7 protein-coding genes are annotated in these 8,747 nt (G+C 67.6%); all 7 read right to left on the reverse strand.

Annotated elements, in window-relative coordinates; all coding sequences use genetic code 11:
- On the reverse strand, window positions 1-672 hold a 672-nt coding region (locus AC5E6L_RS11765), incomplete at its 3' end, for a lytic murein transglycosylase (RefSeq protein ID WP_491773488.1).
- Between the two features lie 108 nt (window positions 673-780).
- The gene (recR, locus tag AC5E6L_RS11770; RefSeq protein WP_491229826.1) at window positions 781-1,389 is read right to left on the reverse strand and encodes a recombination mediator RecR; all 609 of its coding nucleotides are present in this window, start codon (window positions 1,387-1,389) and stop codon (window positions 781-783) included.
- 141 nt (window positions 1,390-1,530) lie between these two features.
- On the reverse strand, window positions 1,531-3,456 hold the full coding sequence (gene dxs / locus AC5E6L_RS11775) for a 1-deoxy-D-xylulose-5-phosphate synthase (protein WP_491229825.1): 1,926 nt from the start codon (window positions 3,454-3,456) through the stop codon (window positions 1,531-1,533).
- A 278-nt stretch (window positions 3,457-3,734) separates the two neighbouring features.
- Window positions 3,735-5,090, reverse strand: coding sequence for an NAD(P)H-dependent oxidoreductase (locus AC5E6L_RS11780; protein ID WP_491773491.1), 1,356 nt, complete (start codon window positions 5,088-5,090; stop codon window positions 3,735-3,737).
- A 335-nt stretch (window positions 5,091-5,425) separates the two neighbouring features.
- Window positions 5,426-7,342, reverse strand: coding sequence for a sulfate adenylyltransferase subunit CysN (gene cysN, locus AC5E6L_RS11785; RefSeq protein ID WP_491773493.1), 1,917 nt, complete (start codon window positions 7,340-7,342; stop codon window positions 5,426-5,428).
- Window positions 7,342-8,316, reverse strand: coding sequence for a sulfate adenylyltransferase subunit CysD (cysD, locus tag AC5E6L_RS11790; RefSeq protein ID WP_491773497.1), 975 nt, complete (start codon window positions 8,314-8,316; stop codon window positions 7,342-7,344). Before cysD ends, cysN begins: the two co-directional genes overlap by 1 nt.
- Window positions 8,261-8,747, reverse strand: a 487-nt coding sequence (locus AC5E6L_RS11795; protein ID WP_491773495.1) for a 3'(2'),5'-bisphosphate nucleotidase CysQ family protein, incomplete at its 5' end; no start/stop codon positions are given. The genes cysD and AC5E6L_RS11795, both read right to left, overlap by 56 nt.

Here is an 8,747-nt window from a genome sequence, read left to right on the forward strand (position 1 = left end):
GCCCAGCGTGTCGGGCACGGACGTCCAGATGTCCGCCCTGCCGTCCCCGTCGATATCGACGGCATGGTCCAGATAGGACGAGGGCAGGAATTGCGGCTGGCCCAAAGCGCCAGCCCAGGACGATTTCATCTGCGCGGGGGTCGCGAGCCCACGCTCGGCCATTTGCAGCGCGGCCACCAGTTCGGCCCGGAACAGGTCCGGCCGGGTCGACATGAACGCCTTGGTGCCCAGCACCTGGAAGGCGTCATGGGCAATGGCGGCGCGGCCGAAGGCGCTCTCGCGGCCCCAGACGGCCAGGACGATGCGGCCCGGCACGCCATATTTGCGCTCCAGCGCGGCCAGCGTCGATGCGTGCCGGTCCGCCAGCCGGCGGCCCTGCGACACGATCGCGCCCAGATTGTTCTCGTTGAAATAGCGTGCCGGGGCGGAGAATTCAGCCTGGCGGATGCGCCGGGGCGTCGACTGGCCGGGCCTCACCAGGCCCGGAATCTCCATGTTCGGCCGCCTGGCGCCCATGGCGCGGTCGAAGGTGGCGCGCGAGACGCCCGCCGCCCGCGCCTTCGGCCAGATGGTGTTTTCAAGGAAAGCCCCGTAGGCGCCCTGCGGATCGGCTTGCACCATGCCGGGCGCGGCGAGCATGAAGGCGACAATAAGGGCAGCGAGGCGGACCATCGGGCTCTCCGTCGAGACGATTCCCATGCCATCTTACAATCCGGTTCCGGCGCGGGACAGGGCTGCATAAGCCTGGGGTCGCGGACGCACGGACGCGGAGGTTGAGGTTCAGAACCTCGTGCGCGCGCGCAGCGCCGCCGACAGCGTTCCCTCGTCGAGATAGTCCAGTTCACCGCCGACGGGAACGCCGTGCGCGAGCCGCGTGATCATCACCTCGGCGTCTTCGAGCTGGGCGGTGATGTAGTGGGCGGTCGCCTGCCCCTCGACGGTGGCGTTGACCGCCAGGATCAGTTCGCGCACCGCGCCGCCGGCGATGCGGTCGACCAGCGTCCCGATGTTCAGATCGTCCGGGCCGACGCCGTCGAGCGGCGACAGGGTACCGCCGAGCACATGGTAGCGCACGTTCATGCCGGAGGCGCGTTCGAGCGCCCAAAGGTCGGCGACGTCCTCGACGACGATGATCGTCGCCGCCTCGCGGCGCGGATCGGCGCAGATCGAACAGGGATCGGCGGTATCGACATTGCCGCAGGCGGAGCAGACGACCACCTTGGCGGCGGCCGCGCCCATGGCGGCGGCCAGCGGTTCGAGCAGGTGCTCGCGCTTCTTGATCATGTGCAGAGCGGCGCGGCGCGCCGAGCGCGGCCCGAGCCCGGGCACCTTGGCCAGAAGCTGGATCAGCCGCTCGATCTCAGGGCCCGCGATTCGCTTGGTCGACATGGTGCCGGTTTAGAGCGTTCCGTCATGAGATTGAACCACCCTGCCGGAACGGGCTTGCCCCCACCGCACGCCGCATCCTGGGCCTCCTATTGCCGCCGCCACAAGATCGGCGACATGCGGGCGACCGGCTCCGGCCCGCCGTCAGGCGATGATCGCGCCGCTGCGCTCCGTCTCCTGGCGCCCCAGCGCGCCGAACACGGCCTTGACGATTCCGTCCGCGTCAAGGCCCGCCATCTCGTACATCCGGTCGGGCGAAGCCTGGTCGACGAACCGGTCGGGCATGAACAGGGAGCGGTATTTGAGGCCGCCATCGAGCAGGCCCTGGTTGAGCAGGTGCTGGGCGACGAACGAGCCGAAGCCGCCGACCGCGCCTTCCTCGACGGTGATCACAAGCTCATGGTTGCGGGCCAGCCGCTCGATCAGCGCCGTATCGAGCGGCTTGGCGAAGCGGGCGTCGGCGACGGTCGCAGGCAGGCCGAACCCGTCGAGCTTCTCGGCGGCGAGCAGCGCTTGCGCGAGCCGGCCGCCGAACGACACGATCGCCACCTTGCCGCCCTCGCGCACGATGCGGCCCCTGCCGATCTCCAGCACCTCGCCGCGCTCGGGCATGTCGACGCCCGCGCCCTCGCCGCGCGGATAGCGGAAGGCCATCGGGCCTTCATCATAGACGGCCGCGGTGCGCACCATGTGCTTGAGTTCGGCCTCGTCGCCGGCCGCCATGATCACGAAGCCGGGCAGGCAGCCCAGATAGGCGATGTCGAACGCGCCGGCATGGGTCTGTCCGTCCGCGCCGACGAACCCCGCCCGGTCGATCGGAAAGCGCACGGGCAGCTTCTGGATGGCGATGTCGTGCACGACCTGGTCGTAGGCGCGCTGCAGGAAGGTCGAATAGATCGCCGCGAACGGCTTCATGCCGTCGGCGGCCAGCCCGCCGGCGAAGGTGACCGCATGCTGCTCGGCGATGCCGACGTCATAGGTCCGCTCGGGAAACGCCTTGCCGAAAATGTCGACGCCGGTGCCCGAGGGCATGGCGGCGGTGATGGCCACGATCGCCTCGTCCCGCTCGGCCTCCTTGACCAGCGATTGCCCGAACACCTTCGTATAGGAGGGCGCGTTCGGCTTGGCCTTGGCCTGGGCGCCGGTGATGACATCGAACCTGGCGACGCCGTGATATTTGTCGGCGGCCTGCTCGGCGGGCGCGTAGCCCTTGCCCTTCTGGGTGACGGCGTGGATCAGGATCGGGCCGACCTGCGCGTCGCGCGCATTGCGCAGGACGGGCAGAAGGTGGTCCAGATTGTGCCCGTCGATGGGGCCGACATAGAAGAACCCCAGCTCCTCGAACAGCGTGCCCCCGGCAAAGAACGCGCGCGTGTACTCTTCGGTCTTGCGCGCCTTGTCCTGAATGAATTTCGGCATGCGCTTGGAGAGCTGCTTGGCGGCCTCGCGCAGGCCGATATAGGTGCGGCCGGAGACGAGCCGCGCCAGATAGGCGCTCATCGCGCCGGTCGGCGGGGCGATCGACATGTCGTTGTCGTTGAGGATGACGATCTGGCGCGCGTCCATGTGGCCGGCATTGTTCATCGCCTCATAGGCCATGCCGGCCGACATCGCGCCATCGCCGATCACCGAGACGACATTGCGCTTGATGCCCTGGTGGCGGGCGGCCTCGACCATGCCGAGTCCGGCCGAGATCGACGTGGACGAATGGGCGGCGCCGAACGGATCGTAGTCGCTCTCGGCGCGCTTGGTGAAGCCGGACAGGCCGCTTTCCTTGCGAAGCGTGCGGATCCGGTCCCGCCGGCCGGTCAGGATCTTGTGCGGATAGCACTGGTGGCCGACATCCCAGATCAGCCGGTCATGGGGCGTGTTGAACACGTGATGGACGGCGATCGTCAGCTCGACCACGCCGAGCCCCGCGCCCAGATGCCCGCCGGTCTGGCTGACCGCGTCGATCAGTTCGGCGCGCAACTCGTCGGCCAGCCTGGGAAGCTCGCCGTCGGTCAGCGCGCGCAGGTCGGCCGGCGTGCCGATCGTGTCCAGAAGAGGCGTGTCGGGTCCGGCGCTCATGGTCTTGACCTCCCGCAGTGCCTGGGTCTTCTCCCACGGCCTGTACCGTTTCGATGACATTTCGATGTGTCAATCTGAATTGTCACTTCTGTCTATCCCCTTGTCAATCAAAATTGACGGCAGGCATGGGCCCCGCCGGGCGGCCACCGGCCCGCATAACATGGAAGCACAAGGACGATCACGGGCAATTGCCTGAAAGACGGACACGATTGCAGCGCTTTTTCGTCGCGGCCGGCAAGAAGCGATGACGGCGCGTGCAAAATCCCAGCCTTGCACGGTTATTCGGCGGGGATGGTGCGGGCGGTCCGGGACTGCGCCATCATGGCGTCCTGGCGCGCGCGCAGCTGGGCGATGCGCGATTGCGGGCTCGGACGCGCATTGTCCCATGTCAGAAGCCGGCCCCTGGCGATCGGCGTCCGGGCCGTCCCCCGTTCGAGCAGGCCGCAGGGAATGGCCTTGGCGGCGGCGGCATCCTCGGCGGTCATGGTGAAGGAGCGGTAGCAGAACTCGCCGACCGCCCCGAGCGTTTCGCCCGCCGCGATGTCCCGTTTGGCCACCGCGCAGACCTCGGCCACCCGGCGCGGCAGCGGCACCATGTCGGGCCTGCCGGCCAGCATGACGCGCGCGGCGGTCAGCGGCACTTCGAGCGAGGTCAGATGGTAGGGCCGGTGGAAGGCGAAATAGGGTCCCTCGCCCATCTTCAGGTCGGCCATGCGCTCGTGGATGCGCGGATGGGCGGCCCTGATGACCACGAACACGCCGGGCGAGACGCCCTTGCCGATCGAATAATCGACGCGGCCGGGCCTGGACAGGACCCCGCCATCGTCTTCCGGGATCAGGACGGAGGCGAGCTGATCAACGGTGGCGCGCGGGCCGTGCATGCCCGGCACGTCGGGCACAAGGCCCGTCGCGTTGGCGATGGCGGCCATCTCGACCATGGTCTTCGAACCGTCGACGAACTCGACCAGCATGCGCACATTCATGTTCCGCCGGTCGGCCTCTTCCCGATAGGCGTCGGGGTGGGCATCGACATCGAGCGGGTTGTTCTTGCCCTTGCCGGCCGAGACGACCGAGTGGCCCATGGCGGTGACGAACTCGATGATCTCCATGCACGAGGACGGCTCGTCGCCCGCGCCGAGCGTGTAGACGACGCCCGCCCTGTCGGCCTCGTGCTTGAGATAGGGGCCGATGCAGACGTCGCACTCGACATTCATCATGATCAGGTGCTTGCCGAAGCTGATCGCGCGCATGCCGATATCGGCGCCCGCTTCCGGCACGCCCGTCGCGTCGATCACCACGTCCACCAGATCGTGCGACAGGGCAAGGTCAAGATCGTCGGTGACGGCGATCCTGCCCGCCTCGACGGCGGCGGAGACCTGATCGTGGGTCGATGCGAAACGGGTGCGGCCGGCCTCGCCATAGGCGATCCGGCATCCTTGCTCGGCGCGCCCGGCCGTGCGTTCCATGACGGTTGTGACCTCGATGCCGTCCATCATGGCGACCTGGGTGAAGATGTCGGTGCCCATCTCGCCGGTGCCGACGAGCCCGATGCGGATCGGATCGCCCCGCTCGGCACGCTTGCGCAGATCAGCGGCAAGGCCCGTCAGGGCGACGTTCGGCGGTGGAAAATGCATGGCAGCTCCCGTTTGGCGCATTGTTCGCCAAGCCGGAGCGATAACGCAAGTGCGCCAAAACGCCTAGAACGGCTTGTCTTTGGATGGGAGCGGATCGATGGACAGGGTTTTCCGCCGCAGCGCGATCCGACGATCGCGGCAGGCTTTTGACGACGCCGCCGGCGGAAAAGACGTCCAAGCCGGAGGCCGGCAACACATTGAAATCACATGATGGCCGCACATCGCCCGCGCTTGGTCTTTTGCGCTCCGGGCGGCGTTGCGCGCGCCTTGCCAGATCACAAAATCCCAGCGCTCAGACGATTACAGCCAAAGACGAACCGCTCTAGGGCCAGCTCCTAGGCGACCGGTGCAACGATGCCGCGGCTCACCAGTTCGGCGATGACGCGATCGGCCGCCGCCTCGGGCGTCAGGGCCGTCGTATCGACGCGCAGGTCGGGCTTTTCGGGCCGCTCATAGGGCGAGCCGATGCCGGTGAAGTTCGGGATCGCGCCGGCGCGCGCCTTCGCATAAAGCCCCTTTGGATCGCGCGCCTCGGCCACGCCGAGCGGCGTGTCCACATGGACCAGGACGAATTCGCCCTCCGGCACCAGGCTGCGCGCCATCCGCCGTTCGGCGCGGAACGGCGAGATGAAGGAGACGAGCACGACCAGGCCGGCATCGCTCATCAGCTTGGCGACCTCGGCGATGCGGCGGATATTCTCGACCCGGTCGGTGTCGGAAAAGCCCAGATCCCTGTTGAGGCCGTGGCGCACATTGTCGCCGTCGAGCAGCATTGTGTGGACCCGATTGGCGGCCAGCCTGGTCTCGACCAGATTGGCGATGGTCGACTTGCCCGAGCCGGACAGGCCGGTGAGCCAAACCACGGCGGGCCGGTGCCCCTTGAGCGCGGCGCGGGCGTCCCGGTCGACGTCCGTCGCCTGCCAGCGGACATTGTCCGACCGGTTCAGCGCATGATGGATCATGCCCATGCCGACGGTGGCGTTGGTCAGCTTGTCGATCAGGATGAAGCCGCCGGTGTCGCGATTTTCGGCATAGGGGTCGAATGCGACCGCACGGTCGAGCGTGACGGCGCATACGCCGATCTCGTTGAGCGACAACTCGCGCGCCGGCTCGGTCGTCAGCGTGTTCACGTCGATGCGGTGGTCGGGCGCGCCCAGCGTCGCCTGCGCCGTCGCGCCGCCGGTCTTGATCCAGTATGAGCGGCCCGGAAACATCGGCTCGTCCGCCATCCAGATCACGGTCGCCTCGAACCGGTCGCCGGTCCGGGCCGGCGCGTGCGAGGCGACGATCATGTCGCCGCGCGAAACGTCGATCTCGTCGGCCAGGGTCAGCGTCACCGACCGGCCGGCCGCCGCCTGCGCGCGATCCTCGCCCATCGTGACGATGCCGGTCACCCGGCTGCCGCGGCCCGACGGCAGGACCGTGACCCGGTCGCCGATGCGCACGGTGCCGCCGGCGATCTGGCCGGCGAAGCCGCGAAAATCAAGGTTCGGCCGGTTGACCCACTGGACCGGCAGGCGGAACGGCGTATCGGCGCGCCCGTCCCCGACCTCGACCCGTTCGAGATGCTCCATCAGCGTCGGCCCGTCATACCAGGGCATGGCCGCGCCGGGTTCGATGACATTGTCGCCTTCGAGCGCAGAGATCGGAATGGCGACGATGTCGAGGTCGTCGCCAAGCGCGCGGGCAAGCAGCCGGTATTCGCGCTCGATGCGGCGGAAGACGGCGGCGTCATGGCCGACAAGGTCCATCTTGTTGACGGCGACGACAATGTTGCGGATGCCCAGCCGCGAGACGATGAAGGAGTGGCGCCGCGTCTGGGTCAGGATGCCCTTGCGCGCGTCGACCAGGATGATCGCAAGGTCCGCGGTCGACGCGCCGGTGGCCATGTTGCGCGTATATTGCTCGTGGCCGGGCGTGTCGGCGACGATGAATTTGCGCCTTTCGGTGGAAAAGAAGCGATAGGCGACATCGATGGTGATGCCCTGCTCGCGCTCCGCGGCCAGCCCGTCCACCAGAAGGGCCAGATCGGGCCGGTCGCCCTGGGTGCCGAGCCTGCGCGAATCCGCATGCAGCGCATCGAGCTGGTCCTCGAAGACGAGCCTGGATTCATAAAGCAGCCGGCCGATCAGCGTCGACTTGCCGTCATCCACCGACCCGCAGGTGAGGAAGCGCAGCAGCGACTTCTCCTCGTGCGATTTCAGATAGGCGGCGATGTCGGTCGCGGCCAGATCGGACACGTGATGGGCCATCAGAAATAGCCTTCCTGCTTCTTCTTCTCCATGGAGGCGGACTGGTCGTGGTCGATCGCGCGGCCCTGGCGCTCGGAGGTTGTGGCGAGCAGCATCTCCTGGATGATGCCGAGCAGCGTGGTCGCCTCGCTCTCCACCGCTCCGGTCAGCGGGTAGCAGCCGAGCGTGCGGAAGCGCACCATCCGCGTCTGCGGCACCTCGTTCGCCCGAAGCGGCATGCGCTCGTCATCGACCATGATCAGCATGCCGTCGCGCCTAACGGTCGGACGCGGCGCGGCGAAATAGAGCGGCACCAGATCGATCTTCTCGCGGTGGATATATTGCCAGATGTCCAGTTCGGTCCAGTTCGACAGCGGAAAGACGCGGATCGATTCGCCGGCGTGCTTTCTGGGATTGTAGAGCGCCCAGGGTTCGGGCCGCTGGTTTTTCGGGTCCCAGCGATGGTCCGCGGTGCGAAAGGAAAAGACGCGCTCCTTGGCGCGCGACTTTTCCTCGTCGCGCCGCGCCCCGCCGAAGGCGACGTCGAACCCGTGCTTGTCCAGCGCCTGCTTGAGCGCCTGGGTCTTCATCACGTCGGTGTGGACCGAGGAGCCGTGGCTGAACGGGTTGACGCCCCGCGCCAGCCCCTCCCGATTGGTGTGCACGATCAGTTCCATGCCGGTCTCGGCGGGCAGGCGATCGCGAAATTCGATCATCTGCCGGAACTTCCACGTCGTGTCGATATGCATCAGCGGAAAGGGCGGCGGCGAGGGATAGAAAGCCTTCCTGGCAAGATGCAGCATGACTGCGGAGTCCTTGCCGATCGAATAGAGCATGACCGGGTTCTCGGCCTCGGCCACCACTTCGCGCATGATGTGGACGGCTTCGGCTTCGAGGCGGTCGAGATGGGTCAGAAACGACATGGTCCTTGCCTCGCTGTCAGGTTCCCGTGCCGAGGCAGCGCGCGCGGGCCTCGGGCGACGAAGCGATGAAATCGGGGTTGCGGTAGCCCGGCTTGCCGTAGGTCAGCGGGCCGCCATCGCGCGTGACGACCTCGCCGGCGGCGGCGGCCAGGATGGCGTGCCCGGCGGCGGTGTCCCACTCCATCGTCGGGCCGAAGCGCGGATAGATGTCGGCCTTGCCGGCGGCCAGCATGCAGAATTTCAGCGAGGAGCCGGCGGTGACGCAGCTTTCGATCGCATGCTCGCGCAGAAAGGCCCGCGTCCGCGGCGAATCGTGAAAGCGGCTGGCCAGCGCCACCAGATCGCCGCCGCAGGCGCGGACATGGAGCGCGGTGCGCGTGTCCTTCTCGCACAGTTCCTGCGCCGGCCGGCCCGGCTCGGCGATGAACAGCCGGCCGAGCGCCGGCGCATGGACGATACCGGCCACCGGCGTGCCGTTTTCGATGAGCGCGATATTGACCGTG

Source organism: Roseitalea sp., from assembly GCF_984466335.1.

Bases quoted from the DNA above. Each gene is read 5' to 3' on its own strand.
- recR (WP_491229826.1), bottom strand. From the start codon at position 1,389: ATGTCGACCAAGCGAATCGCGGGCCCTGAGATCGAGCGGCTGATCCAG.
- dxs (WP_491229825.1), bottom strand. From the start codon at position 3,456: ATGAGCGCCGGACCCGACACGCCTCTTCTGGACACGATCGGCACGCCG.
- AC5E6L_RS11780 (WP_491773491.1), bottom strand. From the start codon at position 5,090: ATGCATTTTCCACCGCCGAACGTCGCCCTGACGGGCCTTGCCGCTGAT.
- cysN (WP_491773493.1), bottom strand. From the start codon at position 7,342: ATGGCCCATCACGTGTCCGATCTGGCCGCGACCGACATCGCCGCCTAT.